At 57.8% G+C, this 25550-nt stretch carries 23 protein-coding genes and 2 tRNA genes; 9 read left to right on the top strand and 16 right to left on the bottom strand.

What is annotated here, in order from left to right; genetic code table 11:
• Positions 1-43: 43 nt before the first annotated feature.
• From BSP75_RS17915 to BSP75_RS17890, 6 genes are all read right to left on the bottom strand, one after another.
• On the bottom strand, positions 44-472 hold the full coding sequence (locus tag BSP75_RS17915; RefSeq protein WP_075114103.1) for an N-acetyltransferase: 429 nt from the start codon (positions 470-472) through the stop codon (positions 44-46).
• A gap of 11 nt (positions 473-483) precedes the next feature.
• Positions 484-942, bottom strand: a complete 459-nt coding sequence (locus tag BSP75_RS17910; RefSeq protein ID WP_075114102.1) for a hypothetical protein — start codon at positions 940-942, stop codon at positions 484-486.
• A gap of 89 nt (positions 943-1031) precedes the next feature.
• Entirely contained in the window at positions 1032-1316 is a 285-nt protein-coding gene (locus tag BSP75_RS17905) for an antibiotic biosynthesis monooxygenase (protein ID WP_075114101.1), read from the bottom strand.
• A 145-nt stretch (positions 1317-1461) separates the two neighbouring features.
• On the bottom strand, positions 1462-1902 hold the full coding sequence (locus tag BSP75_RS17900; protein ID WP_075114100.1) for an NUDIX pyrophosphatase: 441 nt from the start codon (positions 1900-1902) through the stop codon (positions 1462-1464).
• A 343-nt stretch (positions 1903-2245) separates the two neighbouring features.
• Positions 2246-3631, bottom strand: coding sequence for an ATP-binding protein (locus tag BSP75_RS17895; RefSeq protein ID WP_058053125.1), 1386 nt, complete (start codon positions 3629-3631; stop codon positions 2246-2248).
• Complete coding sequence (locus tag BSP75_RS17890) at positions 3631-4305, bottom strand: response regulator (RefSeq protein WP_042063363.1); 675 nt, start codon at positions 4303-4305, stop codon at positions 3631-3633. Before BSP75_RS17890 ends, BSP75_RS17895 begins: the two co-directional genes overlap by 1 nt.
• A gap of 210 nt (positions 4306-4515) precedes the next feature.
• On the opposite strand from BSP75_RS17890, the gene BSP75_RS17885 reads away from it, so the two are divergent.
• Entirely contained in the window at positions 4516-5196 is a 681-nt protein-coding gene (locus tag BSP75_RS17885) for a polymer-forming cytoskeletal protein (protein WP_075114099.1), read from the top strand.
• Between the two features lie 87 nt (positions 5197-5283).
• Here BSP75_RS17885 and BSP75_RS17880 read toward each other — a convergent pair whose 3' ends face one another.
• On the bottom strand, positions 5284-5832 hold the full coding sequence (locus BSP75_RS17880; RefSeq protein WP_042657522.1) for a cytochrome b: 549 nt from the start codon (positions 5830-5832) through the stop codon (positions 5284-5286).
• A gap of 313 nt (positions 5833-6145) precedes the next feature.
• Positions 6146-6850, bottom strand: coding sequence for a tRNA (N6-threonylcarbamoyladenosine(37)-N6)-methyltransferase TrmO (gene tsaA, locus BSP75_RS17870; RefSeq protein ID WP_075114097.1), 705 nt, complete (start codon positions 6848-6850; stop codon positions 6146-6148).
• 211 nt (positions 6851-7061) lie between these two features.
• On the opposite strand from tsaA, the gene BSP75_RS17865 reads away from it, so the two are divergent.
• On the top strand, positions 7062-8060 hold the full coding sequence (locus BSP75_RS17865; protein ID WP_075114096.1) for an NAD-dependent epimerase/dehydratase family protein: 999 nt from the start codon (positions 7062-7064) through the stop codon (positions 8058-8060).
• Between the two features lie 156 nt (positions 8061-8216).
• Here BSP75_RS17865 and BSP75_RS17860 read toward each other — a convergent pair whose 3' ends face one another.
• The 4 genes from BSP75_RS17860 to cydD all read right to left on the bottom strand — a co-directional run bounded on the left by BSP75_RS17860 (position 8217) and on the right by cydD (position 12640).
• Positions 8217-8603 (bottom strand): DUF488 family protein, encoded by a 387-nt coding sequence (locus BSP75_RS17860; protein ID WP_075114095.1) that lies wholly within the window; start codon positions 8601-8603, stop codon positions 8217-8219.
• Positions 8604-8612: 9 nt separating this feature from the next.
• Positions 8613-8984 (bottom strand): Rcs stress response system protein RcsF, encoded by a 372-nt coding sequence (rcsF, locus tag BSP75_RS17855; RefSeq protein ID WP_042657518.1) that lies wholly within the window; start codon positions 8982-8984, stop codon positions 8613-8615.
• 163 nt (positions 8985-9147) lie between these two features.
• Complete coding sequence (gene cydC / locus BSP75_RS17850; protein ID WP_075114094.1) at positions 9148-10878, bottom strand: cysteine/glutathione ABC transporter ATP-binding protein/permease CydC; 1731 nt, start codon at positions 10876-10878, stop codon at positions 9148-9150.
• Positions 10871-12640: a cysteine/glutathione ABC transporter permease/ATP-binding protein CydD gene (cydD, locus tag BSP75_RS17845; RefSeq protein ID WP_075114093.1), complete on the bottom strand. Its 1770-nt coding sequence runs from the start codon at positions 12638-12640 to the stop codon at positions 10871-10873. Before cydD ends, cydC begins: the two co-directional genes overlap by 8 nt.
• A 201-nt stretch (positions 12641-12841) precedes the next feature.
• On the opposite strand from cydD, the gene BSP75_RS17840 reads away from it, so the two are divergent.
• Positions 12842-12915 (top strand) — tRNA-Gly (locus BSP75_RS17840).
• A 15-nt stretch (positions 12916-12930) separates the two neighbouring features.
• Positions 12931-13005 (top strand) — tRNA-Gly (locus BSP75_RS17835).
• A 168-nt stretch (positions 13006-13173) separates the two neighbouring features.
• Here BSP75_RS17835 and arcA read toward each other — a convergent pair.
• Positions 13174-13893: a two-component system response regulator ArcA gene (arcA, locus tag BSP75_RS17830; protein WP_005338193.1), complete on the bottom strand. Its 720-nt coding sequence runs from the start codon at positions 13891-13893 to the stop codon at positions 13174-13176.
• Positions 13894-14289: 396 nt separating this feature from the next.
• Between arcA and BSP75_RS17825 the strand changes: the two genes are divergently transcribed.
• Together BSP75_RS17825 and BSP75_RS17820 are read left to right on the top strand one after the other, a co-directional pair.
• Positions 14290-14697, top strand: a complete 408-nt coding sequence (locus BSP75_RS17825; RefSeq protein ID WP_083617234.1) for a DUF3293 domain-containing protein — start codon at positions 14290-14292, stop codon at positions 14695-14697.
• Between the two features lie 42 nt (positions 14698-14739).
• Positions 14740-15219: a putative 4-hydroxy-4-methyl-2-oxoglutarate aldolase gene (locus BSP75_RS17820; protein WP_042657514.1), complete on the top strand. Its 480-nt coding sequence runs from the start codon at positions 14740-14742 to the stop codon at positions 15217-15219.
• A gap of 3 nt (positions 15220-15222) precedes the next feature.
• On the opposite strand, the gene BSP75_RS17815 is transcribed toward BSP75_RS17820, so the two are convergent.
• Positions 15223-15702 (bottom strand): hypothetical protein, encoded by a 480-nt coding sequence (locus BSP75_RS17815; protein WP_075114091.1) that lies wholly within the window; start codon positions 15700-15702, stop codon positions 15223-15225.
• Positions 15703-15870: 168 nt separating this feature from the next.
• On the opposite strand from BSP75_RS17815, the gene BSP75_RS17810 reads away from it, so the two are divergent.
• Positions 15871-16269 carry an META domain-containing protein gene (locus BSP75_RS17810; RefSeq protein WP_075114090.1) on the top strand — a complete coding sequence of 133 codons (399 nt, stop codon included), beginning with the start codon at positions 15871-15873 and terminating at the stop codon, positions 16267-16269.
• Between the two features lie 219 nt (positions 16270-16488).
• Here the strand turns inward: BSP75_RS17810 and BSP75_RS17805 are convergent, their stop codons facing one another.
• Together BSP75_RS17805 and BSP75_RS21625 are read right to left on the bottom strand one after the other, a co-directional pair.
• Complete coding sequence (locus tag BSP75_RS17805) at positions 16489-22314, bottom strand: retention module-containing protein (RefSeq protein WP_171971604.1); 5826 nt, start codon at positions 22312-22314, stop codon at positions 16489-16491.
• Positions 22315-22848: 534 nt separating this feature from the next.
• Positions 22849-23211 (bottom strand): hypothetical protein, encoded by a 363-nt coding sequence (locus tag BSP75_RS21625; protein ID WP_148140760.1) that lies wholly within the window; start codon positions 23209-23211, stop codon positions 22849-22851.
• A gap of 159 nt (positions 23212-23370) precedes the next feature.
• Here BSP75_RS21625 and BSP75_RS17800 point away from each other — a divergent pair, with 159 nt between their 5' ends.
• Together BSP75_RS17800 and BSP75_RS21620 are read left to right on the top strand one after the other, a co-directional pair.
• Positions 23371-24582 (top strand): NupC/NupG family nucleoside CNT transporter, encoded by a 1212-nt coding sequence (locus tag BSP75_RS17800; protein ID WP_075114088.1) that lies wholly within the window; start codon positions 23371-23373, stop codon positions 24580-24582.
• A 374-nt stretch (positions 24583-24956) separates the two neighbouring features.
• Positions 24957-25106 carry a hypothetical protein gene (locus tag BSP75_RS21620; RefSeq protein WP_005338159.1) on the top strand — a complete coding sequence of 50 codons (150 nt, stop codon included), beginning with the start codon at positions 24957-24959 and terminating at the stop codon, positions 25104-25106.
• Positions 25107-25550 lie beyond the last annotated feature (444 nt).

The raw sequence follows: 25550 nt of genomic DNA, 5'->3' as shown, positions 1-25550 counted from the left end.
AAAAACAGGCAAGGCGTGCTCGCCATCGCTATGGACGCCCCGCTTATCCCCGTTGCCAATGCATCACCAGCTCGGGGCGGCCGCTATGCTCGCACAACTGCTGTTCACCCTCTTTGAAACCGTTGCGGCAATAGAAGCGCCGCGCCCGCTCATTTTCGGCGTAGACCGTCAACTCGAGCCGGTCATAGTGTGCCTTGAGGTGTTCGAGCAGTCGTCGACCCAGCCCGTGTGACTGATAGTCAGGGGAGATAAACAGCGCGGTGACAGACCCCTGATACCAGGAGATAAAGCCCAGCAGTTGACCATCCTCCTCATAGACCCAGCTCTTGCTGGCGGGCAGGTAAATATCCCTCATTGCCGCCTGTTGCTCTTGCCAAAAAGCGGCGGGAATAAAGTCGTGGGCTTGCAGCGATGCCTGATACCAGAGCTCGACGGCGGCATCCAGATCGGTTGTTAATAATGGGCGGATCATAGTGGCCTTAATCACTGATATTTTTTAGCAATACGCTCGTTATTGCTAACGCTACTCGAAAGTTCTTTTAGCTGTTTGTTGGGAAAAGAGAGAAGCTCTTCGCCGATACCTTTACGATTTTTGTAATGTTCCGCGATTATTTTTCCGGGACCATTAAAAATCTCTTCATATTTCCCATTTTCGAATATTTTTATGCCTATGTAGTAATCTGACTCTTTCTTGAAAGTCAGTGAGTCTTTAAATGTGGCCTTTATTTGCACTCTTTTTCCGCAAGGTGTTTCACCATCATAATCCTTGGCTAAACCATCATATAGTTTTATCTGATAGTCTCGTTGTACTATCGCCTCACCAATATCACCAACCAATCTACCATCAATCGTAAACTCCTTAGTAGGTAGCGCTTCTTTTAACTGTTGGATCCCGGCGAAAATCTTTAATAAAGCGTCTTCAATTATTTCGTGTGCTGGCATGATGTTTTCCTTGGCTAAATAAAGTTGGAAATAATTTAATTCTTATTGATTACTTATGTTGTAGTGCTGTTTAGGATAGGAGAATACTATTATGTACCCAGACATGTCACGGTATAATTACGCTCGACATTGACGGTTATTTCTCCCCAGCGGGAGGATTTGACTCTGGCCTGATGCGCTTGAAAAGCCGCCTCATCAACAAACTCTTCGTAGACATCGAAGCGGCAGGGATTGAGAGGATCGTGAGTCACCTTAAAGATCAGACAGCCGGTTTCTGCGCGGGTTAGCTGGATGTGGTTATCAAGTTCATCCTTGACCGCAGTCAAATCGTTGGAGGACACGATAATAAATCCCTTTAATATCACTCTGCTCATAAATCATCCTTAAATATAATTATCGTGAGATTGATATCGAACTACTTGGTTTGTGTTGGACTATTGCAAATAGCCATAACCACTTTGGTGCGGCGAGCTGTAAAATCGACGCTTTGAAACATCCTCTTTAACCATTTTTATGAAACTAGCCAAGATGTATCTCAAGTCGCTCACATAACTCCCATAACGCTATTTTGTTTGAGTCATAATCAAGAAGATTGCTTGCCTCAAGAGCCCCACACCAACGAAACTCGGAATGTTCAGGTGATAACTTAGGATCGCCAGTCACTTGTACGGAGAATGAATACTCAGGGATTACATAACGATGGTTTATCCAATGTTCATGGCCGGTGTAGTAGACCTTTGGTAGCATGCACATCGAATCCAACTGCTGCCAATTTGTCCCAACTAAAGATGTTTCTTCGAGTAATTCTCGTTTGGTTGATTCGAGTAAAGACTCCCGTTCCTCACCGCCACCAGAAATAGCTTGCCACACATCATTGTCGTTCCTGCGTCCGAGTAGAAAACGAGTTTCAACACCTTCATGTTTATATGGAATAATTAAAACTTGAAAAGGCGCTCTCATTGAATACCCCCCAAAACACAAAATGTATCAACCGGGTGTTTTGTATATATAAATAAAGTGTTCGCTACCGCACTCAAGTTACAGCCCCTGACTTGCTGCTTTTAACCCATGTTCTGCGGATAACACCCTTCTGACAGCGAATGCTCATGGTGTGGCTCCGGAAGCGGTTTTATGCCGCACTACCATGATACCGATTGAAGCCGGTGGTGGAAGGGCTGGGGGGCGATAATCAGTGCCGGATCAATAAATTAAAACAACTTGGGTGGCAGAAACGACAAGGCCCCCGAGGTCGGGGGCCTTGTGATAGGGCCATCACTGGCGAGGCTGCACTGGGCAATGCCGATCAGGGCAAGTCCAGGGTAAAGCGGGCGCCGCCGAGGGGGGATTCATCGACCCGGATCTGGCCGCCATAGCTGTGGACGATCTCGGTCACCACCGCCAGTCCGATGCCCTGACCCGGCGAGCTGTCGGCGCGCACGCCACGCTGGAAGATCTGCTCCGATTTGGCCGGATCGATACCCGGGCCATCATCTTCCACTTCAATGCGCAGCCGCTCGAGATGGCGGCGTACCGTCACCTTCACTTCGCTGATGGCAAACTTGCAGGCGTTGTCGAGCAGGTTGCCCATCAGCTCCATCAGGTCGCCCTGTTCGCCGTGAAAGAGGGCGTCATCATCGAACTTGAAATGGGTTTGCAGCTTCTTGTGGCGATAAACCTTGGTCAGGCTGGCCAGCAGTTTTTCAATCAGCGGCACCGGCTCGGTGCCTTTGCTGGCAAGGCGCTGGCGGCCGGTAACGGCGCGTCTGAGCTGGTACTGGATCATCTGATCCATGGTGAGGATCTGTTCGTTGATGTTGTCGTGGATCTCCCGCCCCAGTTGCACTTCGCGGGTGGTGATCTGGATCAGCGCCAGCCGGGTTTTCAGGCTGTGCGCGAGATCGTTGAGGGCGTGCTGGTAGCGCTGGGTCTGCTGGCGTTCGTTCTCCAGCAGCTGGTTGACCGAGTCGGTCAGCGGGGCCAGTTCCCGTTCGAATTCGTTTGACAGCGCATCGCGCTTGCCAGCCCGGATATCGTCGATCTGGCGGGCGATGGTGCGCAGGGAGCTGAGGCTCCAGAAGGTGGTGAGCAGCAGCAGTCCGGCCAGTAGCAGGTAGGCGAGCAGCGCCTGACGGGCGGTTTGGTAGAGGTAGGTGCGCGACTCTTCGTGATAGCGTTTGGCCGAGTCGATCATCACTACGTAGTAGGCGGTGGTGCCACTGCCGGGATTGCGGATAAAACGCAGGCTGTAGACGTAGTAGCTCTCGCCGTTCTTGATGGTGTGTTTCTTGAAGAAGTAGTCGAGATCCATCCCCCCCAGATACTTCATCAGATCGCGGCAAATGGTATGTTTGGCCTTGATCACCTCCGGCATATGGAGGCTCGACCAGACCAGCTCGCCATCGGCGCGGCAGATCAGGGTGTCGAGGTTGCTGTCACTGGCATCGCGGGACATCCGCCCCAGTTCGACGGTGGGGCCCTTGTCGTCCGGCTCGGTGGAGGAGAAGAGCTTGGCCAGGTTCTCCTGCATCCGGGCACTGGCCTTCTGGCTCTGCTCCTCGATATGGCCGAGGTAGAGGGCGTAGACGGCAAACCCCATGATCAGCGCGATGACCAGCAGCGAGCTGAGCAGCAGTTTGATGTGCAGGGAGCTGCGGATCATCTTGATGGGGCGTGGCAGATGAAACTGCATCAGTTACACGACAGGTTGAAGATGTAGCCCTGGCGCCGGATGGTGGAGATGGGTTGAATCGTCCCTTCCGGATCCAGCTTCTTGCGCAGGCGGCTCACCATCACCTCGATGGTGTTGGGGTCCCCTTCGCCGTCGCCGTAGAGCTGGTCGAGCAGTTGTTGCTTGGAGACCACCTGACGGGCGTTGCGCATCAGGTACTCCAGAATGAGGTATTCAAAGCTGGTGAGCACCGCCACTTCACCGGCGATGGTCAGCTCCTTGCGGGAGAGATCCAGCTCGTAATCACCGGCCTTCACCTTGGGCGAGATAAAACCGGCACTGCGGCGCACCAGCGCATTGAGGCGGGCCAGCAGCTCATCTTTCTGGAACGGTTTGACCAGATAGTCATCAGCACCGGCTTCCAGTCCTTCGACCTTGTCCTGCCAGTTGCCACGGGCGGTCAGCACAATGATGGGGAAGGGGATCTGCCGTTCACGCAGTCGCCGGATCAGTTGCAGGCCATCCATATCGGGCAGACCGAGGTCGATGATCGCCACATCAATGGGGTAGTCAACGGCATAGTGCAGAGCAATCTCGGCCTTGTCGGTGCTGTAGACCTGATTGTCGGCTTCGGTCAGCAGGGAGGAGAGGTGGTGATTGAGCAGCTTGTCGTCTTCGACCAACAGAATTTTCATGATGTGAACGGTCATAGGGATCCAGGCTGTCAATTAGAAAGTGAATGTCGCTTCGAGTCAATTCGAATCCTATCTTGCCACTCCTGTATCGGGACTGAATCAGGGGGCTTCAGAGTTTGCGGCAACTGGTCGTTTATCCATTGTCCGTTGTTGTCGATGGCGCTTTGGTCAGTTCAATGCTGATCGCCATGCTGCGAAAGGTTTGACGAAATGAGAAAGGTAGCCGGAATGTGGCTGGCGCGGCTGAAGGGTCGGAAGCGCAGCGACTTCCTCTATATTGTCTGGCTCTGCTGGGGAGCAGCTCTGCTGCTCTATGTGCTGGGGTCACCCTGTTTTCTGTGGCCAGTGGCGCCGATGCCGCTGGTTCTGCTTGTCTGGTTGATGGAGAGAGTCGGGATGTTTGGAAAAAAACGTGATGGGGCGGCCAGTGTGTCAGCCGGGGCAACGGTCATTGCTGCCGGTGCCCGCTTCAAGGGCGAGTTGCAGGTCGAGGGGGATCTGGAGGTGCGCGGTCACGTCAATGGCACCATCCAGCTCAGTGGCGGTGTGCTGCGTATCATGCAGGGCGGCACTGTCGAGGGTGATGTGAGTGCGCCCCACGTGATCATCAATGGTCTGCTTGAAGGCACCTGTACCTCCGCCGAGGTGGAGATCCTGGAGAGTGGCAAGATGCAGGGGATCTTCAAGGGGGGCAGCCTCTCCATCTGCAAGGGCGGCAACTTTGTCGGTCAGTCCCAGCCCACCGTGGCCGGCAAGGCCGATCCCGTGTTGCAAGCCTTGTCTGAAAACCGATCGCCCGAGAACAAGCAGCCAGAGAACAAGAACAATGTGAAGAAGCTGCCGCACGAGCCGAAAGGCAAGGCGACCGAGGAGCTGGCCAAGCAGGCGTGATGCCGTTTGCCAGCCGTGCAGTTGACGGTTGTTCAGGGAAACAGAGAGGGGGCCACGATGGCCCCCTCTCTGTTTCCCTGTCACCCGTTAGCTGCGGCGCGGCGGCAGCATATTGGTGAGGGTGTTGTCTTTGAGAATATGGTGGTGATAGAGGGCGGCCACCGTGTGCAGGCCGATCAGCGCGTAACCGATATTACCCAGGGTCTCGTGCACCTCCTTGATCAGACCCTTGAGGTCGGGACTGGGAGAGATCAGGGCAGGCAGCTCAAGCCCGAAGAAGGGGATGGGCTTGCCCGCGGCGCTCAGTAGCAGCCAGCCAAACAGCGGGGTGAGCATCAAAAAGCCGTAGAGGGCGAGGTGTGCCAGTTTTGCCAGCTTGTGCATGACCGGGGAAAGCTCGGGCACGATGCGGGGTGTCGGGCTCATCCAGCGCAGCGCCAGTCTGACAAATACCAGAGCGAAGATGAGCAGCCCCAGCATAAAGTGCCACTCCTTCATCAGATCCCGGCCCGGGTCGCCTTTGGGGAAAATATCGCGAAATTCGATCAGGGCGTAGACGGCGATCATGGCCCACAGGGTCAGCCAGTGCAGCCCGATATTCAGGGTGCCGTAACGTTGTTCACTGTTCATCAGCATAGGTTTGTTCCTTCAGATTGGTTGTCACATCCGTGTGGCATTCCCGCTGAACAGCATATCGAAGCGAGGCCGGATCCCTTGGCGGTAACTGCCGTGCCGCCACGACTTGCCAGTGGCCAGCAGCCTGAAACGGGCGGCAGTCGGAGAGAAAATTCCCTCTACTGTCTGCATGGTATCACTGGCAACCGGGTGGATAGTCTGATCAATGCCACACAATTTACAGGCTCATTAAGCCCCTTGTGACGTGAAGACGGCGTGAAATAGGCGGCATGAAATTGCGTCAGGGGGGCCAATGACGCCTTAACGCCCAGGATCAGGCGGGCTCGATGGCCAGCACCACGCAATCCGGTTCATTGATGCGAAAACGGACATTGCAGTCAAACAGCCGTACCCCGTACTCCTTCTCATCCGGCTTGCCCTTCTTGTAGGCGGGGCGCGGATCTTGCGCCAGCACTTCGCTCACCAGCTGGCGCAGCTCGGGATGGGCCTTGAGCCAGGGTTGCAGCTGCTGCTCGGCATCGGCACTAAAGCTCACCGTCAGCGGCGAGGTGGGAGCGTCGGGGGCAAAGCCGCCACGGGCATCCGGCAGGCTGTCGGCATAGGGGATATAGGGTTTGATATCGACGATGGGGGTGCCATCGAGCAGATCCACCGCCCCCAGCTCCAGCCACAGCTTGCCCCGCTCACGGCCGATACCGTGCAGCTCGACCACAGAGAGCCCAAGCGGATTGGGGCGGAAGGTGGAGCGAGTGGCAAAGACGCCGACCCGCTCGTTGCCGCCAAGGCGCGGCGGGCGCACCGTCGGGTGCCAGCCCTGCGCCATGGTCTGGTGAAACACGAAGCTGAGCCACAGATGGGAGAACTGCTCGATGCCGCGCAGCACATCTGGCTGATCGTAAGGGGGGAGCAGCTCGAGGCGGGCGCGAGCCGATTTGACCAGTCCGGGCTGGCGGGGGATGGCGAACTTCTCCTTGTAGGGAGAGCGGATGATCCCGAGGGTGTCGATTTCGAACTTCATGGCGGATCCTGACTGAAAACCCCGGCAATTTAGCACAGACGGCCCCAAAACGCAGGCTTGGCCTCACTACGCCCATTTCTGCAGCGCTGCCGTGATCCCTGTCCCATCCCGGCCAGTCGGGGGCTGTGCCCGCGCGCCAAGTTGCGTAGGGTGGTGGCAACGGGCGCATCAGGATGAAATGTGCGCACATGCGCCGAAGGGAGGGAGAGGGATGAAACTGCTGATTATCGGTGGCACCGGTTTTTTGGGGCGCCACCTCACCGCGCTGGCGCTGGATTGGGGCCATGAAGTGACCCTGTTCAACCGCGGCCTGCACCAGCATCCGGACTGGCGCGATCTGGTGCAGCTCACCGGCGACAGGGACAAGAGCCTGAGCGCCCTGCAAGGGGCCGGGTTGCAGTGGGATCTCGCCATCGACACCTGCTGCTATCGCCCCGAGCAGGCGGCGGGCCTCTCGGCAGCCTTGCTCGGGCGCTGCGATCGGCTGATCTTTATCTCCACCATCAGCGTCTATCGTGATTTCTCTTTGCCCGGAATGGATGAGTCGGCGCCGCTGCACCCTATCCGTGCAGACGAAATGCCCACTGACTATGGACCGCTCAAGGTATTGTGCGAGGCCGAGTATCGTGCCCGCTGGGGCGAGCGGCTCTGCATCCTGCGCCCGGGCGTGCTGTGCGGCCCCCATGATCCCACTGGACGCATGGCCTGGTGGATTAAGCGGGTGCAGCAGGGCGGGCCCTGGTTGCTGCCGGGCAGTGGCGAGGATCGCTTGCAGTATCTCGATGTGCGCGACTGCGCCGAGTTTGTGCTGCGGGCCGCCGAGCAGCAGTTGTCTGGCATCTTCAACCTGCTCAAACCCGGCATTACCCTGAACGACTGGCTGGAGCGGCTGAGTGCCCGCTTGCTGCCAGCCAGCCCCATCCAGCCCGAGTGGCTGCCCTGGCCGACCCTGATGGCGGCCGGTATCGAGCCCTGGCAGAGCTATCCCACCCTGCTGCCCTGCGTGCAGGCGGAGTTTGCCGGTTATGGCTCGGTCAGCGCCGAGGCGGCCATCGTGAAGGGGTTGAACTTTCGGCCGCTGGAGGAGACCGCCGCCGACCTTGCCCACTGGCTGGCCATCGAACCCATCGCCGCAGTGGCGGCGGATGCCATGACTCAGACCCGGGAGGCCTCGCTGCGTCAGCAGTTGCTGGAACCCAGCCTGCAATAGGAAAGAGTGGCGGGATCATAGTGTTGCTGCCGAGTGTGGCGTGGCAGGTGAGAACACAACGAGAGAGGGCATCCCGCGGGATGCCCTCTCTGTCTATTCATACCTGATGGCTGCCAAATACCGGCTGACGCGATTTCCCATCGCACCGCCGTCTCGCTAGCGAATAGCGGCGCCAGCGGCTACCAGCAATTCGCGCAACATGGCGCGATGGCAGCGGGACTCCTGCTCACAGTAGCAGCCCACCGACAGATTGGTGGTGTGGGAGAGGGCGGCCAGCAGTGCCAGATCGTGCCTTGCAGCAGGTTGCGCCATCTCGGCCTTGTACTGCTTGCCAAACGCCGCCCACTGGGCGGGTGTCTCGGCGGCCTGACCCAGCTTCATGGTCTCGCTGCTTGGCGCAAGGTTGGGGAACCAGACATCGTACCAATGCTGGCTGGCAAATTCGCTTTTGGGGACGCCGCGGGGCGGGCGGCGCACCGTACCGATGCGCAGCCCCTCATCGGGCAGGCGCGGGCTGCCAAGGCGAACGATGGCGAGGGCCATGGCTGCGGCTTACTTCTCTTCGGCCACTTTCAGCGCCTGCCCGTAGCAGATCACCTGTTTCAGGCAGCCCGGGGTGTCGCTGAATTCGGCACACTTGTCGATGGTGACGCCATTGCCACCCATGTCGGCGGCGCGGCGGCGGGCCAGGGTGCGTGCATCACCGGCGTTGGGCACCGGCTGGTTGGCATCGGCCTGGCAGGATTCACCCTCGATGGTGCCGAGGTAGAGGTAGTTGAGGTCAGCCAGCTCATCCTGTTCGTAGATGCGCACGCTACCGGGTTTGAAATATTCGTCGAAGTTCTCTTTATCCAGATTGCTGTTGAAGGCGTAGTTGGCACAGCCGGAGGCAATCAGGGGCATCATCAGGATCAGGCGTTTCATCGTCTCGTATCTTGTGTCGGTGATGAGGACAGTAGAAATGCGCAGGCGCTCCATGTCGGCATCTTGTTGAATAATGAAGGGGACATTATAGGGGCCAGCCGCCTGCGGCGACCAGCCCCGTTTTGCGCCCGGGTGTCAGGGTGTGACCCCCATCAGCCTGATATCAAACAGGAGCCAGCCGTTGGTAAAGGCTGCGGTAGTAATCATCCGCCAGCAGCTCATCGTGAGGCGCGCAGAGGCGGATCTGTCCCTCTTCCATCAGGGCAATCCGGTCCATCTGCTCCATCCCCAGCAGGCGGTGGGAGATGAGCAGCAAGGTGCGATCTGCCCCGAGCCGGAACAGCAGATCCATGATCTCCCGCTCGGTCTGGCTGTCGAGCCCTTCGGTCGGTTCGTCCAGCAGCCAGAGCGGCGCATCGTGCAGCAGGGCGCGGGCGATGCCGATACGGCGACGCTCACCACCGGAGAGGGGGCGGCCGCCGTCACCGAGCCAGGCGTCGAGGCCCGCCTCATCTTCCAGCAGATTGGCCAGTCCGACCTGGGTCAGCACCGCAATCAGCTGCGTGTCAGTGGCGGTCGGAGCGGCCAGCTTGAGGTTATCGCGCAGAGTCGCGGCAAACAGATGCACCCGCTGGCTCACTACCGAGATGGAGGCGCGTAGCGCCCCTTCGCTGTAGTCGGTGAGCGGCTTGCCATCGAGCAGGATCTTGCCTGCTTGCGGGCTCCACTCCCGGGTCAGCAGCCCCATCAGGGTCGATTTGCCGCAGCCGGTCTGGCCCAGCAGCGCCAGCTTCTCACCGGCGTGCAGTTGCAGGGTGCAGCCACGCAGCACCGGCTGGGGGTTGCCGGGGTAGCCAAAATAGAGGTCATTGATCTGCAGGGCGCCAGCGGTGGCGTGGGTCTGCTCGTCGCCCCACACGGGGGCTTTTGCCTCTTGCAGGATCTCGTTCAAACGACAGGCCGAGGTGAGGCTGGTGGAGAGGTGCTGGAAAGCACCCGCCAGCGGCATCAGTGCCTCAAAGCTTGCCAGAGTGGCAAAGACCATCAGTGCGGTAATGGGGTCGGGCGCAGCACCCGCCACCCCATGACCGGCCAGCCAGAGCATCAGGGTCAGGGTCCAGCCGCTCAGCAGTTGCACCGAGAAGTTGGCCAGCCCGCTCACCTTGGCCATGCGGGCCTGGGCGGTGAGCAGCGCCTGTTCGGCCTGTTGCAGCTCAACCAGTGCCTTGGGGGCGGCGGCAAACATCTGCAGTTCGGCCTGGCCATCCAGATAGTCCACCATCCGGGTACGCAGGGTCGACTTTTCGGCAATCAGCGCCTGACCGGGGCGACGGCCGAGGAAGTAGAACACCAGCGGCAGGGCGATCATGCCAAACAGCAGAATACCACCCAGGGTAAGGGCGAGGCGGCTGTCGAAAAACGACAGGAAGAAGACCAGTCCGGCGGTGCTGAGCAGGGCCGCGCCTATGGGGGTGATCAGCCGCAGGTAGACGTGGTCCATCGCATCGATGTCGGCCACCAGTCGGTTGAGCAGATCCGCTTGGCGAAAACCGGCCAGGGTACCGGTGGAGAGCGGCGAGAGTTTCTGCCAGAACCAGACCCGCAGTCGGGTCAGCACCCGGAAGGTGGCATCGTGACTCACTACCCGCTCCCCCCAGCGACCGGCGGTGCGGACGATGGAGAAGAAGCGCACCCCGCCCGCGGGGGTCATGTAGTTAAAGGCATGGGTCGTCGCAACGGTCATCCCCGCCACGGCTGCGGCGGAGAGGAACCAGCCGGAGAGGGAGAGCAGTCCCATGCCGGCGGCCAGGGTCACCAGCGCCAGCAGCAAACCAATGGTGAGGCTGAGCCAGTGTTGGCGATAGAGGCGCAGAAACGGCAACAGATCACTCATCGAGAGAACCTCCGGAACGTTGGGAGAGCAGGCGGGCAAAAGGCCCCTGCCCAGAACTAAGTTGCTGGAAGCTGCCTTGCTCCACCAGTTGGCCGCGCGCCAGCACCAGGATCTTGTCCATCTTGGTGAGCTGGTCGAGGCGGTGGGTGATCATCAGCAGGGTCTGGCCAGCCATCGCCTGCTCAAGGGTGGTCATGATGGCGCGCTCGGAGTGGCGATCCAGACTGGCGGTCGGCTCATCAAGCACCATCAGCTGGGTTGATTTGAGCAGGGTTCGCGCCAGTGCGAGGCGCTGGGCCTGACCGACCGAGAGGCCGCCCGCCTGATCGCCGACCGGATAGTCGAGCCCCTTCTCCATGGCAAATTCCCACGCCTGCGCCCGTTTCAGGGCATCTTCCAGCTCTGCATCGCTGGCCGTTGGTTTGGCCAGCAGCAGGTTATCGCGCAAGGAGGCGTGGAACAGCTGCGGGTTTTGCGAGAGCCAACCCAGCTGCAGGCGCCACTGGCTCATGTCGAGGGTGGCGAGCTCCTGCCCGTTGACCTTGAGCTCACCGCGATAGGGGGCAAAGCCGAGCAGGGCGTTGACCAGCGAGCTCTTGCCGGCACCGCTGACGCCGATGAGGGCAGTGCGCGAACCGGCTTCCAGAGTGAAGTCGATGGGGCCGACCAGCACCTTACCTTCGGCGCTCAGCACTTCAAGCCCTTTGGCTTCTACCTTGACCGGGCTGTCGGCATGGAACGGCGCGGTGCCTGCGGCCGGTTCGCTCACCTCGGCTTCAAGGAACTCCAGCAACTGCTCGGCAGCGCCGATAGCCTGCGCCTTGGCGTGGTAGTGGGCACCCAGTTCCCGCAGCGGGGCGTAGAACTCGGGGGCGAGAAACAGCACGAACAGGCCGGTAAAGAGGGTGACCTTGACCCCATAGCTACCAAAGTTCAGATGGTCGATATAAGAGAAGCCGAAGTAGACGGCAACCAGCGCTACCGAGATGGCGGCGAAGAACTCCAGCACGGCGGTGCTCAAAAACGCCAGGCGCAGCACTTCCATGGTGCGCTCACGAAAATCTTCCGAGGCGTCGCGAATGGCGTCACCTTCCGCCTGGGTACGCATAAAGAGTTGCAGCGTACGCAGCCCCTTCAGGCGATCGAGGAAGTGGCCGGAGAGACGGGCCAGCGCCTGAAAATTGCGGCGGTTGGCATCGGCGGCGCCCACACCCACCAGGATCATAAAGATGGGGATGAGGGGCGCCGTGCCCAGCAGGATCAGACCCGCCGCCCAGTTGACCGGGAACACGGCCACCAGAATGACCACCGGAATAAAGACGGCGATGGCCATCTGCGGCAGATAGCGGGAGAAGAAATCCTGCATGTTTTCAATCTGCTCCAGCAACAGGCTGGCCCAGCTACCGGCCGGGCGGCGCTGGATATAGGCGGGGCCGAGACGGCTTAAACGAGTGAGCACCAGCTGGCGGATGGTCTGGCGCACCGCGCTGCCCGCCTTGAAACTGGCCACTTCCCGGCCATAGGCCAGCGCTGCTTTGCCGAGGGTGACCAGCAGCAGGGTAATAAAGAGCGTGATGGACTGCTCGGGGGTTGAGCCTTCGATGATAAAGCCGTGCAACAGGGTCGCCAGCAGCCAGGCTTGCGCCACCATAAGAATGCCCTGGCCAAGGCCAAAAGCGATGGATATCGTGATCCAGCGGCGACCGTGACTCGATTGCTTGCGCAACCAGCCATAGAGACGTTTTTGCGTTTTTTTATCCATTACCACCATCCTCGCGTCGAGTGGCGCAAGACTATCCTTGCCGTTTGGCCTTGGCAACCTTGTAAATTATCTGTGTTGAAAATGTTTGATTGAAAAAGCAACCGTCTGTTCAATCCTTGTCCGAACAGATTGATTTATTGAAAAAAGTGGCAAAGGCGCCATTGCGCTCGGCGGCAAAATGCATATAGTAGGAGCCCTGACGCGGGTGTAGTTCAATGGTAGAACGGTAGCTTCCCAAGCTGCATACGTGGGTTCGATTCCCATCACCCGCTCCAAATTTCAGATGCCAGGCGGGCATCGTATAATGGCTATTACCTCAGCCTTCCAAGCTGATGATGCGGGTTCGATTCCCGCTGCCCGCTCCAGCTTCAAAACAAAAAGCCCACTCCTGCGAGTGGGCTTTTTGTTTTTCATCTTGTTCAGCGTGTGACGCAACGATCACAGTGTTTATTCCTTATCTCTGCATTAAGGTAAACCGCAGAGACAGAAAAGGCGCCCGAGGCGCCTTTTCAGATCAGCAGTGTAGCTGGAGCTTATTCCTGCTCCAGCTCACCACAGAAACGGTAGCCTTCGCCGTGGATGGTGGCGATGATCTCCGGGGTGTCGTTGACGCTTTCGAAGTGCTTGCGAATACGACGGATGGTCACATCGACGGTACGGTCGTGGGGCTTGAGCTCACGGCCGGTCATTTTCTTCAGCAGCTCGGCACGGGTCTGGATCTGGCCCGGGTTTTCGCAGAAGTGCAGCATGGCGCGGAATTCGGAGCGCGGCAGCTTGAACATGTCACCAGTCGGGCTGACCAGTGCGCGGCTGTTGATATCCAGCGCCCAGCCGTTGAACAGGTAGCGCTCAACCAGCTTCTTCTCTTCGCCACCGGCAGCCACGTTCATGGTGCGGCTCAGCAGGTTGCGAGCACGGATGGTCAGTTCGCGCGGGTTGAACGGCTTGGTGATGTAATCATCGGCGCCGATCTCCAGACCCAGGATCTTGTCCACTTCGTTGTCACGACCGGTCAGGAACATCAGGGCGATGTTGTCGTTCTCACGCAGTTCACGGGCCAGCAGCAGGCCGTTTTTGCCCGGCAGGTTGATGTCCATGATCACCAGATTGATGGTGTGGGAAGTGAGGGCTTGATGCATTTCGTCGCCGTTGTTGGCTTCGAGCACGATGTAGCCTTCCGCTTCAAAAATGCTTTTCAGGGTATTGCGTGTGACCAGCTCGTCTTCGACGATCAGAATGTGTGGTGTTTGCATGAGTATTCCCAGATTCTTATCAGTTAATTATCTTAAATTTAACACTCTTTGGCGTTACAAACCGATTTCCTGACTGATCCTGAAAATTTATTACGTCATCCTGGGTATGAGAGTCAGGTCGGAATATCGCGAATTAGGCATCAGTACCGGCAAGTATCCCTGTGCCACTTATAGGTTCCCGACAAGTCTGGTCGAGCAGAGCCTGGAAAGGTCGTCCATTACGAAAGTTGCCGCATTTTATCAGTTAACAGGAGCATAACAACACTCTTTGCCGTCAGATAGCAACTTTTTAACTCTGTTTTGATATAGGTCAAACCCTGGCACAGCTGCATCATACTTGGCCTTAACCGGGTTTTCGCCCCTATAAAATGTAATGGAATGTAACATGTGATTGACATGATTTTGTGGGAAAACTACAAGAAAATCTGCTTTATCGCGCCATTTGAGCCACCTGATTGGTCTGCCTTTGCCATCATTACCGCCTGGAACCCGGCCAGCCAGTGGGTCGGCGAACGGCGCAATCGGCGGCGGGAGCGGGCATTGTGGCGCCATCTGACCGTGGATTTGCAGGTGCCCGTGGTGGGGCCGTTTTGGGGATCTGACCCCAATGAGCGCTGGCAGGAGTCATCGCTGGCGGTGGCGCTCTCCCTGCCGCAAGCCCGTCAGCTGGCCGCGCGTTTTGGCCAGAATGCCCTCTACTGGGTGGCGGATGGCCAGCTCTGGCTGGTGTCGGTATTGACTGATAAATCAGCAGTTTGTCTGGGCAATATTGAATCCTTCTGGATTGCCAGAAACCTTGACTGATGAAAGAATGAACACCTTCATGTATCTGAAAGGAATCAAATCATGCTGGATCTCCTGCCCGACCTCTGCGATCAACACGGTGACTTGCTGCAAGTGGCTGACCCGGTGTTTCAGGATTTTGGCGGCAAGCCCCTCTTTTATGGCCGCGCCGTGACGCTCTCCTGTTATGAAGACAACAGTCTGGTGCGGGATCTGGTGACCCGCCCCGGTCACGGCAAAGTGATGGTGATCGACGGCGGCGGCTCGTTGCGCCGGGCGTTGCTTGGCGATCAGCTGGCGGTCAAGGCAGTGGAGCAGGGGTGGGAGGGGATCCTGATCCACGGCGCGGCGCGGGATGTCGGCACACTGGCCACGCTGGCGCTCGGGGTCAAGGCGCTGGCAGCCTGTCCGGTCAAGACCGAGAAGCGAGGATTGGGTGAGCTGGGGGCTGTGGTCAGCTTTGCCGGCGTGACCATCCACGAAGGGGATTACGTCTATGCGGATCGCAACGGCGTGGTGGTGAGCGCCACGCCGCTGCTGTGATCATCAGAAGTTAAAGCCTACGCCCAGACTCAGCGCCTGATCGGCGGTGATGGCGCTGACGCCGTAGTTGGCGGTGAGGGAGAGTCTGGGGGTCAGCAGCAGGCTGGAGTTGAGCTCCAGCAGGGTGCTGGCCTTGTTGAGATCGAGATGCTTGATCTGGCTGCCGATATTGAATGCCGGAGAGAGCTGGTAGCGCACCCCCGAACTCATATTGAAACCGGATGTGCGATTCTGATCCGCCACTGCCGGGCCCGCTTCCATAAAGAGGGTCACATCATCCACCACCGGATATTGATAGCCGCTATTGACCAGCCAGAGATCAAAACTGTCGCTGTGATGGCTATGGCCATTGAGCAGCACACCCGAGTAACTTTTGACATAGAGAGACGGGTTGGATTGCGGCTGAACCACTGCCCAGTCGGCGGCCTGTACGGCCATGCTGGCGCAGGATGCAAGCAGTGTGATGAGAAACGCCTTGGTCATTCTTTTCCCCTCCCTGGGTCCGGAACTGAACTTAAGCATGGCACAAGCATGGCACATGCCAGCTGGTAGTAAAGTGAAGCGAGATCACAATAAAATCCTTTGGCATGGGCGCCACCCATGATAAACAGGCTGCCGTATTGATGGCTCTAATCATTAAGAGGTGAATCCATGAACAAGAAACTGACTCTGCTGGCCGCGCTGGCACTGGGAGGCTGCGCAATGGCAACAGGTTCCAGCATGGCTCAACTGCAAGCATCCAGCTGGCAGCTGCAAGGCGCTACCGGCGATACCTTTACCCTGCAAGTTGTCGATGGCAAGGTGGCGGGCAAGGGCGGCTGCAACCGCTATTTTGGCGGTATCACCAAGCAGGGTGACGGTGTCTTGACGCTGGGGGCTATGGGCTCCACTCGCATGATGTGCATCGGCGATGAGATGAACAAAGAGATGGAGTACCTGCAAAAGCTTGAGAAGGTGGCCACCTACTCCATCAACGGCAACCAGCTGACCCTGAGCGATGCCAACAAGGCAGCCCTGCTCACCTTTAACGCCGTGCCTGCCGCCAAATAAGGCACGTCGTTCGTCTGATTGCATTGACCGTTCTGATCGCTTCGGCAGATCAACCGCTCTGATACGCCCTCCCTGTGGAGGGCGTCTGTGTATCTGGCACTTCGTGCCATACACATCCCCCTTTTGGTCACATGCGTTATCTGAACCGGCAGAGAAAAGAAAACCCCGCTCAGGTATCAGCCGGAGCGGGGTTTTGACTATCTCGCGATGACGAGGGTGTTACTGTACGAACTGCTGATGCAGCGCCAGTTCATCAAACAGCTGATCCTGGATGGACGCGCCATTCAGATTGGGCATGCTGTGATCCGCAAATGAGCTGTAAGGATCGTTCCCGTTGCTCGTTGCGACACCTTGCACTGCCGAGTCCAGTTGTGCCAGCAGATCATCCAGTTCGCTATCGCCGCTATCGAGCAGCTCACTGAACGCCAGCGTCGCAGCGGACTGACTCTGCAGTTCGCTGCTCTGGGGGGCTGCCAGGCTGAGTGTACTGAAATCAATCAGCTCATCCTGCATCTCGTCGTGGGTGGCCTGGCTGCTCGTATCCTCGTCGCTGACCATCTCGCTGGTCATTGTCGGCGCTGCCGCCATGCGCAGACTGATTGGGGCTGCAACACCGCCAGCCAGATCCTGAACGGCGATATCCAGGTTGGTTTCGGCGGTATCTCCGTCACCATCGCGCAGGGTAAGGAGGAACTTGTCCTCTCCATCGCCATGCACATCCTTGGCCTGATAGTCGTACTGCCCGGTTTCAAAGTTCAGCGCCAGCTTGCCATTGGCGGTATCCAGCGTCAGCTTGCTGCCATCGGTCACCTTGATGTCGCTATCGCTGTGGTGGGCGAAGATGCCGTTTTTCTGCTGATCGTAGAAATAGGTCTGGCCATCATGGGTCATGCTCTCGACCCACTCCCCTTCGATCGACGATCCGGTGAGATCCCCGTGCAGCTGGCCCGGGACCGACTCGGTCAGCGTGCTGATAATGTCGGCATCCTTCTCCACCTTGATGGCGGTGCCATCCTGACCCGCCATGGGCGCCAGATACTCCAGCGAGGAGCTCTGGCCGATGGCAAGCATATTGACGTTGTCAAAGGGGTTGCCATGCTGATCCAGAATGTGCTCCATGGACTCGCCCAAGATCAGCAACTGCTCGGCATGGGTCGGTGCGACCCGGCCAGTGAGCAGATCCTGATAGTGCTGCTCGCCACCCACTTCATCCGGGCTGATGCCCTTCATCAGGCGCTCGCGGAACATGTCTGACTTGTCTCTACCGTTCAACCAGTAGTCAAAGTCAGAGGGGGCGCCATCGGAGAGGAAGTAGAACTGCTTGCTGCTTCCCGCCATCTCCTGCTGATTCTGACTATCTGACAGAATCGTATCGAGCTGGTTAAGTGCCTGAGTGTAGGGAGTCCAGCCTCCCGGGCTCAGCTTGCTGAAGAACTGCTGGATGTCGGCCAGGGAGTGCAGCCAGCCAGAAATCTGCCCATCCGGGTTGCCTGCGTGGGTGGCAATCTTGAACTGCACATCCCCCAGCTTGTCGTACTGCTCGAACATCGCCTTGATAGCCTGTTGCGAGAGTGCCCAGCGAGTGGTGGTGTTGCCATCGGCATCCTGCACCGGTTCTCCCATGGAACCGGACATATCCAGCGCAATGATGACGGAGTTGGATTGCGGTGCCATATCCCCGGTGGTGAGCGTCATGTGGGCAGGCGCAGGGGCGCTGTCGATCACATCGATCACCAGTTCTCCCTTGGTGTGCTGGTTGCCAACCTTGATATCGAGCTCGAACGGCAGAGAGAGGGTGTCCTTGCCGGCAGCACCATGATCGAGCGGGCGGAACAGATCCAGCTCATAAGTGCCGTTCTGCGAGTTCAGCTGTGCTGTCAGCACAGTGACCTTCTGGCCCGCCTCCGTGATAAAGCCGGTCAGGGTCAGACCATCGTTGCTCACCTCGTAGCTCAGTGGCTTGCCACCACTGCTGACTGCCGTACCTGTCTGCCGGGTTGCAAACTGGTAGTCGTGGGATGTGGCATCCTGAGCGCCCGGCAGTGAGCCTTGGCTGTGGGCATGCGCGCCGCCTGCCAGTCCATCCTCTTGCACAGTCACATGCAGGGGAGCCGGTGCGGGCAAGCTCTCACCGATCAGGGTGATGGTGACGTTGGCGTGATCGGTGGCACCGTGAATGTCGCGAATCGTGTACTCAAACGTGATCTCTTTGGCCTCGCCCGCGACCAAATCCCGTTCAGCCTCCGGCAACGTCAGCAGGTATTTGGCGGCATCGAACTGCAGCTTGCCATTGACCAGGGTGACATAGTCCGGGTAGCTCCCCGGCACGATAGCGATGGCATCCCCGTTGGGATCGGAGTCGTTGCTCAATACGTCGAGGGAGAGCACGCCGGTCTCATTGGTCTGATAAGACTGATCGAAGCGAGTCAGATCAGCGGTGACCTTGGTGATAAAGTACTCCGAGCCTTGCGGATCGACGATGCCGTCCTTATAGCCGAGGGCTGACATTTCGATGGTGTCAAAGTAGCGGCCACCGGCATCGATCTGCACATTCTGTTTACCACCAGCGTTGCCTTCAAAGATATCGGTCGCCACCAGTTCGCCCTTGTAGAAGGCTTTCCAGACTCCTCGCTCGACACCGGGCTCCCAGCCGCCATGCGCCTGGTCGTTCCACAGGTTTTTGACCTCGATGGTGGCATGGTCGGCAACCTGACCCTGCTGGAAGGTGAAGCGCATGGCTTCGCTCTGGTTCGCGCTGTCGAGGTAGCCGATCTGCCCTGCCTGAACGCTGTCAGCGCCAGGTTGCTCGATACCGGATTTCACCCCGAAGCGGTGGTCGCCATCGCCGGTGTAATCGGATTTCTCGGCATCGGCCACTTTCTGCCCGGTTGTGGCATCGATGACATAGTAATCGACCTTGATATCGCCGCTGGTATCCCAGTTCTGTGCATCGAGAGTGACGATCTTGTCGCTGGCAAGGCCATCATCCTGCGCATCAGGGGCCTCGTTGGTACCGGTGATGGTCACGGTGACGGTGTGCTGGGCAGAGCCGTCAGCACTCTTGACCACGAAGTTTTCGCTGGGCAGGGATTCCCCTTCTTTGAGGGCCTGCACCTGCGGGTCATCGTTGTCGAGTGTGTAAGTCCAATGGCCATCTTGGTCGATGGTGAAGGTGCCGTGGTCACCCTTGACCAGCGTCTGGGGCTGGAACACCGCTTCGCCGTTATCGACATCGGTGGCGACCAGCTTGCCGCTGGTGGTGAGGGTCACGTCTTCTTTGACGGCGCCCTGATCTGCGCCCGGCGTGGCGACGCCGATGGTGGCGGTGTCGTTGGTGCCGGTGATGGTGACGGTCACGGTGTGCTGGGCGGAGCCGTCGGCACTCTTGACCACGAAGGTTTCGTTGGGCAGGGATTCCCCTTCTTTGAGGGCCTGCACCTGCGGGTCATCATTGTTGAGTGTGTAAGTCCAGTTGCCATCTTTATCGATGGTGAAGGTGCCGTGGTCACCCTTGACCTGAGTCTGGGGCTGGAATACCGCTTCGCCGTTATCGACATCGGTGGCGACCAGCTTGCCGTTGGTGGTGAGGGTGACATCTTCTTTGACGGCGCCCTGGTCAGCGCCCGGCGTGGCGACGCCGATGGTGGCGATGTCGTTGGTACCGGTGATGTTCACGGTGACGGTGTGCTGGGCAGAGCCGTCAGCACTCTTGACCACGAAGGTTTCGTTGGGCAGGGATTCCCCTTCTTTGAGGGCCTGCACCTGCGGGTCATCATTGTTGAGTGTGTAAGTCCAGTTGCCATCTTGGTCGATGGTGAAGGTGCCGTGGTTACCCTTGACCTGAGTCTGGGGCTGGAACACCGCTTCGCCGTTATCGACATCGGTGGCGACCAGCTTGCCATTGGTGGTGAGGGTGACATCTTCTTTGACGGCGCCCTGGTCAGCGCCCGGCGTGGCGACGCCGATGGTGGCGATGTCGTTGGTACCGGTGATGGTCACGGTGACGGTGTGCTGGGCAGAGCCGTCAGCACTCTTGACCACGAAGGTTTCGTTGGGCAGGGATTCCCCTTCTTTGAGGGCCTGCACCTGCGGGTCATCATTGTTGAGTGTGTAAGTCCAGTTGCCATCTTGGTCGATGGTGAAGGTGCCGTGGTTACCCTTGACCTGAGTCTGGGGCTGGAACACCGCTTCGCCGTTATCGACATCGGTGGCGACCAGCTTGCCGTTGGTGGTGAGGGTCACGTCCTCTTTGACGGCGCCCTGATCTGCGCCCGGAGTCGCGACGCCGATGGTGGCGATGTCGTTGGTGCCGGTGATGGTCACGGTGACGGTGTGCTGGGCGGAGCCGTCGGCACTCTTGACCACGAAGGTTTCGTTCGGCAAGGCTTCCCCTTCTTTGAGGGCCTGCACCTGCGGATCATCGTTGTCGAGCTGGTAAGTCCAGTTGCCATCTTGGTCGATGGTGAAGGTGCCGTGGTCACCCTTGACCTGAGTCTGGGGCTGGAACACCGCTTCGCCGTTATCGACATCGGTGGCGACCAGCTTGCCGTTGGTGGTGAGGGTCACGTCCTCTTTGACGGCGCCCTGATCTGCGCCCGGAGTCGCGACGCCGATGGTGGCGATGTCGTTGGTGCCGGTGATGGTCACGGTGACGGTGTGCTGGGCGGAGCCGTCGGCACTCTTGACCACGAAGGTTTCGTTCGGCAAGGCTTCCCCTTCTTTGAGGGCCTGCACCTGCGGATCATCGTTGTCGAGCTGGTAAGTCCAGTTGCCATCTTGGTCGATGGTGAAGGTGCCGTGGTCACCCTTGACCTGAGTCTGGGGCTGGAACACCGCTTCGCCGTTATCGACATCGGTGGCGACCAGCTTGCCGTTGGTGGTGAGGGTCACGTCCTCTTTGACGGCGCCCTGATCTGCGCCCGGAGTCGCGACGCCGATGGTGGCGATGTCGTTGGTGCCGGTGATGGTCACGGTGACGGTGTGCTGGGCGGAGCCGTCGGCACTCTTGACCACGAAGGTTTCGTTCGGCAAGGCTTCCCCTTCTTTGAGGGCCTGCACCTGCGGATCATCGTTGTCGAGCTGGTAAGTCCAGTTGCCATCTTGGTCGATGGTGAAGGTGCCGTGGTCACCCTTGACCTGAGTCTGGGGCTGGAACACCGCTTCGCCGTTATCGACATCGGTGGCGACCAGCTTGCCGCCGGTGGTGAGGGTCACGTCCTCTTTGACCGCATCCTGGTCAGCGCCCGGCGTGGCAACGCCGATGGTGGCGATGTCGTTGGTGCCGGTGATGGTAATGGTCACCGTGGCCGGGGCACTCTGGTTGCCACTCGGATCGGTTGCAATATAGGTAAAGGAGACCTGTCGCGTCTCACCCTCTCGCAGGGATTGAAACTCGGGGGAGGGAATATATTGGTAGCTGCCATCGGCATTGAGGGTCAGTTGACCACTCTGTACGCCGCTCACCAGGGTGTAACCCTGCGGATTGATGCCGTCGCTATCGGGATCTTGCGCGGTCGGAACCTGAGCGAACAGGGTCGGCGTGTCTTCCGAAATGATCTGCTGCTGATCAAAGGCAACCGGCGGATGCGCTATCTTGCCGGCGATCTCGTCACCCGGCAGCGCATCCAGGCGCTGCGGGTCACGGCTGTTATGGGTCGTATCAAAACCCGCTTCGGAAATGGTCGCTCTGGCGGTACGTTCGGTGACGATGACGCCCGCATTACCGGAGCCTGCGAGGCCTCCTGCGGTATCACCGCCGCTGGCGGTTGCCTGGGCGATTTCGGTCGGATCCTGCCCATCCTGAATAGCTTGCTGGATGGCAGCCAGTTCTTGCTCAACGGCGGGATCGATTTCACCCCCATCGGAGGGAATGGTGTCGTATGGAATAGGGTTATCCACACTCGCCATTGCTGGCGGTGTCAATTCTACTTCCGCAGGGGATACCAGTAGCACACCCTTAGGAAGCATATCGCCGACATTAACGGCTTTGATTGAGCCATCTTTTAAAACGATCCAGCACTCTCCTTGAGCCTTAGTGAGTTCCATAGCTTGATCGAGCAGGATTTTGTGCATGTTGCGTGTGTTCCTAATAGTCTGAACTGATAAATTTATAGTTTTTAAACTGATTGTGCCGTCCAAGGCTAAGGAGAGTGCATTAAATAATCAAACGACTTATTGATGATATGTTTCTATTAACTAATTCGCTGATGGAATTAGTGTATCGCTTTGATTTAATTGCGTTTATTGTTGTTTTTCTGATTATTTTAATTGTATTGCGCATGGTCATTATCGTGCTGAAGTCAGCGCATCAAGGGCGCTCATTATATGAGCGACTTTATATTTCTTGATGAGAATAAAGAAATTTAAAGGCGTTTAATGTGAAAAACGTTTTTATTTCATCCTTGCTTTTATGGTAGCGAGAGTAAATTCGTTGAGATATCAGTTTTATAGAGCTGATTTATAAGAAGTCGTCGTTTTTAGCCGGGGCTGTGGGGAAAGTCACTGGCCAAAAATGACAGCTCGATGGGGATTTTTTGTTATTTATATACCGATTATTAACATGCGCGAGAAAATAAGTTTTCAATCCAAATGACGATAGTGTTGATGATATGAATAAGTAGTCAGCAGGGTGAATGTTAATAGGGTGTCCAGTGGAATATGTGCTGGTAACACTGTGATCTGTATCCTTAAACCAGTTTTTCTGTCGCTCGCTGTTGCATATTTAACCTGCGGGTCAAATGGGTCGCAAACGACAATCATCTTCTGCCTGAGCAAACCCGGCCGCTCGCTGCTTGTTTGACCATTTCGGTCAATGACATGAAAAGTTACTCCGGCCAATCGTTTTACCGCTTTTTCTGTGACGGGGATCACTGTACCATCGCCGCCCGACCTGCCACCCGGCCGCATCTCCCCCTGCGACGGTACTGGCGTCACCCGATACATGCTGTCACCCGGAACGTGAATGACCCCAGGATGGGACCCGCCACTAACCTGTAGGTTTGTGGTCTGCGTGTCGCGTGGGTCGGCACCTTTCCCGCCGGATCGCCCGCGACGCCTGTCTGCAGACTTGCCATATGAAACTCCTCTCTTCATAGGTGCAAGATGACACTGTTATTGAGTCTGGTCGGTATGCTGGCCCTGATGCTTATCGCCTGGCTGGCCAGTGAAAACCGCCGAGCCATCCGCTGGCGAACCGTGCTGGGTGCGCTCGCCCTGCAAACCGGTTTTGCTGCGTTGGTGCTCTATTTCCCCCCCGGACAAATCATGCTCGGTGCCATGAGCAATGGCGTCTCAGCTCTGCTCGGCTTTGCCGACAGCGGCATCCGTTTCGTGTTTGGCGATCTGGCCAGCAACGGCTTTATCTTCGCCGTGCGGGTGCTGCCGCTGGTGATCTTTATCAGCGCGCTGATCGCCGTGCTCTACCACTTCGGCATCATGCAGTGGGTGATCCGGGTATTGGGCGGCGCAGTGCACCGCCTGCTCGGCACCAGCCGCGCCGAATCCCTGGTGGCTACCGGCAATATCTTCCTGTCGCAAGGGGAGTCGCCGCTGCTTATTCGCCCCTTCCTCGCCGGCATGACCCGCTCCGAGCTCTTTGCGGTGATGACCTGCGGCATGGCCTCGGTGGCAGGCTCGGTGCTCGGTGGTTACGCCGGGCTGGGTGTCGATCTGAAATACCTGATCGCCGCCTCCTTTATGGCTGCGCCGGGTGGCCTGTTGATGGCCAAACTACTGGTGCCGGAGCAGCAGCAGGTGCGCGAGCAGGCCGAGATCACCCTCGACAAGAGCGATTACAGCAACGCCATAGACGCGCTGGCGGGCGGCGCCATGAGCGGCATGAAGATCGCCGTGGCCATCGGCACTATCCTGCTCGCCTTTGTCAGCGTCATCACCATGATCAACGCTGGTCTCACCACCGTCGGCGAGTGGTTCGGCTGGGCCGATCTCTCCCTGCAGCAGGTGCTGGGTTATCTGTTTGCCCCGGTGGCCTGGCTGATTGGCGTGCCCGCCAGCGAGATGATGGCGGCAGGATCGCTCATCGGTCAGAAGGTGATCATGAACGAGTTCGTCGCCTATCTGGACTTTGCCAATATCAAGGCCGATCTGAGCGCCCATACCCAGATCATCATTACCTTTGCCCTCTGCGGTTTCGCCAATTTGGGCTCCATTGCGGTGCAGCTTGGCTCTATCGGCACCATGGCGCCGGAGCGCCGTCACGATGTGGCCAATATGGGCTTCAAGGCGGTGTTGGCGGCGACCCTGGCCAACCTGATGAGCGCCACCCTGGCCGGGATCTTTGTCTCGCTGGCCTGATAACTTGATGCAATAGCCGGTTAGTCAGCGGCACAAACAAAAAGACCCCCTCTTGCCGCTGGGCGAGAGGGGGTCTTTTCATTGGTTTGGCGACTGCAGCCGGTTATATCGCTGCGCCCCATTCCCCTGAAAAGGGGGGCGACCACACTCAATCTGGTGTTAGCCGCGCGCCAGATCATCCCGTTCTGAGCTCTCTGTTTTCCTTGTGGTGATGTGATGGAGCACGCACGGAAAAGGATTTTTAGATTGGTTTTCCTACTTCCAATCGATTATTTGATTGGGCAGTAACGGCATTAGCGGTGTCAGATTAGGGGAGCAGGTTGGCCAACGCGCCGTCAGCCAGTCTTTACGCGGTCACACAAGGAGACACTCTGATGGAAACACTTGACCAGAAAATCGACACCATGCGAGAAGCATTTATGCAGCAGGAGCGCAAACAGGCCCACGATAAGTGGCAAGCCAGGGTCGAGGAGCTGCTACAGATACGGGGTGAGGAGAGACAACCGGAGGAGCAGGAAGAGTAGTGCTCGCTCCCGGGCGAAAGTTGAGGTAGCGAACCCTTCGTATCGGCTACCCGTTATCTACCACCGATAAAAAAACCACCGACCTTTTGCAGGTCGGTGGTTTTTTATGGATAGCGGCTGATTGGGTATCCGGATTTCCCTTTACCCAACATTTGAATCAAAAAGGTGAGGGATCTGTTTTAAGCAATTTATTGGCTGCGCATGAAACTGGCAAAACCTCTGCTGTTTCTGCATCGAGCATTTCTAGAACACTTTCAAAACCATGTATTGGCAACCAGCCCAGTCTGTTCTGTGCTGACGATGAATCATATACACGGTCTAATCTTTCAGGCAATTTCCAGCCTCTCTTGTCAAATGTTGCGGCTAGGGAAGGTGCGAACAAGTCCCTGATGTGAGATCATGAGTCCCACTTGGCATCAGGGATAAGGTTCAGCATGAGTCACC

The sequence above is a fragment of the Aeromonas sp. YN13HZO-058 genome (assembly GCF_001921245.1).
In the GTDB taxonomy this organism is placed as follows: domain Bacteria; phylum Pseudomonadota; class Gammaproteobacteria; order Enterobacterales; family Aeromonadaceae; genus Aeromonas; species Aeromonas allosaccharophila.
Note: the sequence above shows the minus strand (reverse complement) of the source record. Positions and strands in the feature narration are given on the sequence as shown.

Excerpts from the sequence above, each read along its gene's own strand:
- BSP75_RS17915 (WP_075114103.1), bottom strand. The coding sequence starts at position 472 with ATGATCCGCCCATTATTAACAACCGATCTGGATGCCGCCGTCGAGCTC.
- BSP75_RS17910 (WP_075114102.1), bottom strand. The coding sequence starts at position 942 with ATGCCAGCACACGAAATAATTGAAGACGCTTTATTAAAGATTTTCGCC.
- BSP75_RS17905 (WP_075114101.1), bottom strand. The coding sequence starts at position 1,316 with ATGAGCAGAGTGATATTAAAGGGATTTATTATCGTGTCCTCCAACGAT.
- BSP75_RS17900 (WP_075114100.1), bottom strand. The coding sequence starts at position 1,902 with ATGAGAGCGCCTTTTCAAGTTTTAATTATTCCATATAAACATGAAGGT.
- BSP75_RS17895 (WP_058053125.1), bottom strand. The coding sequence starts at position 3,631 with ATGCAGTTTCATCTGCCACGCCCCATCAAGATGATCCGCAGCTCCCTG.
- BSP75_RS17890 (WP_042063363.1), bottom strand. The coding sequence starts at position 4,305 with ATGAAAATTCTGTTGGTCGAAGACGACAAGCTGCTCAATCACCACCTC.
- BSP75_RS17885 (WP_075114099.1), top strand. The coding sequence starts at position 4,516 with ATGAGAAAGGTAGCCGGAATGTGGCTGGCGCGGCTGAAGGGTCGGAAG.
- BSP75_RS17880 (WP_042657522.1), bottom strand. The coding sequence starts at position 5,832 with ATGCTGATGAACAGTGAACAACGTTACGGCACCCTGAATATCGGGCTG.
- tsaA (WP_075114097.1), bottom strand. The coding sequence starts at position 6,850 with ATGAAGTTCGAAATCGACACCCTCGGGATCATCCGCTCTCCCTACAAG.
- BSP75_RS17865 (WP_075114096.1), top strand. The coding sequence starts at position 7,062 with ATGAAACTGCTGATTATCGGTGGCACCGGTTTTTTGGGGCGCCACCTC.
- BSP75_RS17860 (WP_075114095.1), bottom strand. The coding sequence starts at position 8,603 with ATGGCCCTCGCCATCGTTCGCCTTGGCAGCCCGCGCCTGCCCGATGAG.
- rcsF (WP_042657518.1), bottom strand. The coding sequence starts at position 8,984 with ATGAAACGCCTGATCCTGATGATGCCCCTGATTGCCTCCGGCTGTGCC.
- cydC (WP_075114094.1), bottom strand. The coding sequence starts at position 10,878 with ATGAGTGATCTGTTGCCGTTTCTGCGCCTCTATCGCCAACACTGGCTC.
- cydD (WP_075114093.1), bottom strand. The coding sequence starts at position 12,640 with ATGGATAAAAAAACGCAAAAACGTCTCTATGGCTGGTTGCGCAAGCAA.
- arcA (WP_005338193.1), bottom strand. The coding sequence starts at position 13,893 with ATGCAAACACCACACATTCTGATCGTCGAAGACGAGCTGGTCACACGC.
- BSP75_RS17825 (WP_083617234.1), top strand. The coding sequence starts at position 14,290 with ATGATTTTGTGGGAAAACTACAAGAAAATCTGCTTTATCGCGCCATTT.
- BSP75_RS17820 (WP_042657514.1), top strand. The coding sequence starts at position 14,740 with ATGCTGGATCTCCTGCCCGACCTCTGCGATCAACACGGTGACTTGCTG.
- BSP75_RS17815 (WP_075114091.1), bottom strand. The coding sequence starts at position 15,702 with ATGACCAAGGCGTTTCTCATCACACTGCTTGCATCCTGCGCCAGCATG.
- BSP75_RS17810 (WP_075114090.1), top strand. The coding sequence starts at position 15,871 with ATGAACAAGAAACTGACTCTGCTGGCCGCGCTGGCACTGGGAGGCTGC.
- BSP75_RS17805 (WP_171971604.1), bottom strand. The coding sequence starts at position 22,314 with ATGGAACTCACTAAGGCTCAAGGAGAGTGCTGGATCGTTTTAAAAGAT.
- BSP75_RS21625 (WP_148140760.1), bottom strand. The coding sequence starts at position 23,211 with ATGTATCGGGTGACGCCAGTACCGTCGCAGGGGGAGATGCGGCCGGGT.
- BSP75_RS17800 (WP_075114088.1), top strand. The coding sequence starts at position 23,371 with ATGACACTGTTATTGAGTCTGGTCGGTATGCTGGCCCTGATGCTTATC.
- BSP75_RS21620 (WP_005338159.1), top strand. The coding sequence starts at position 24,957 with ATGGAAACACTTGACCAGAAAATCGACACCATGCGAGAAGCATTTATG.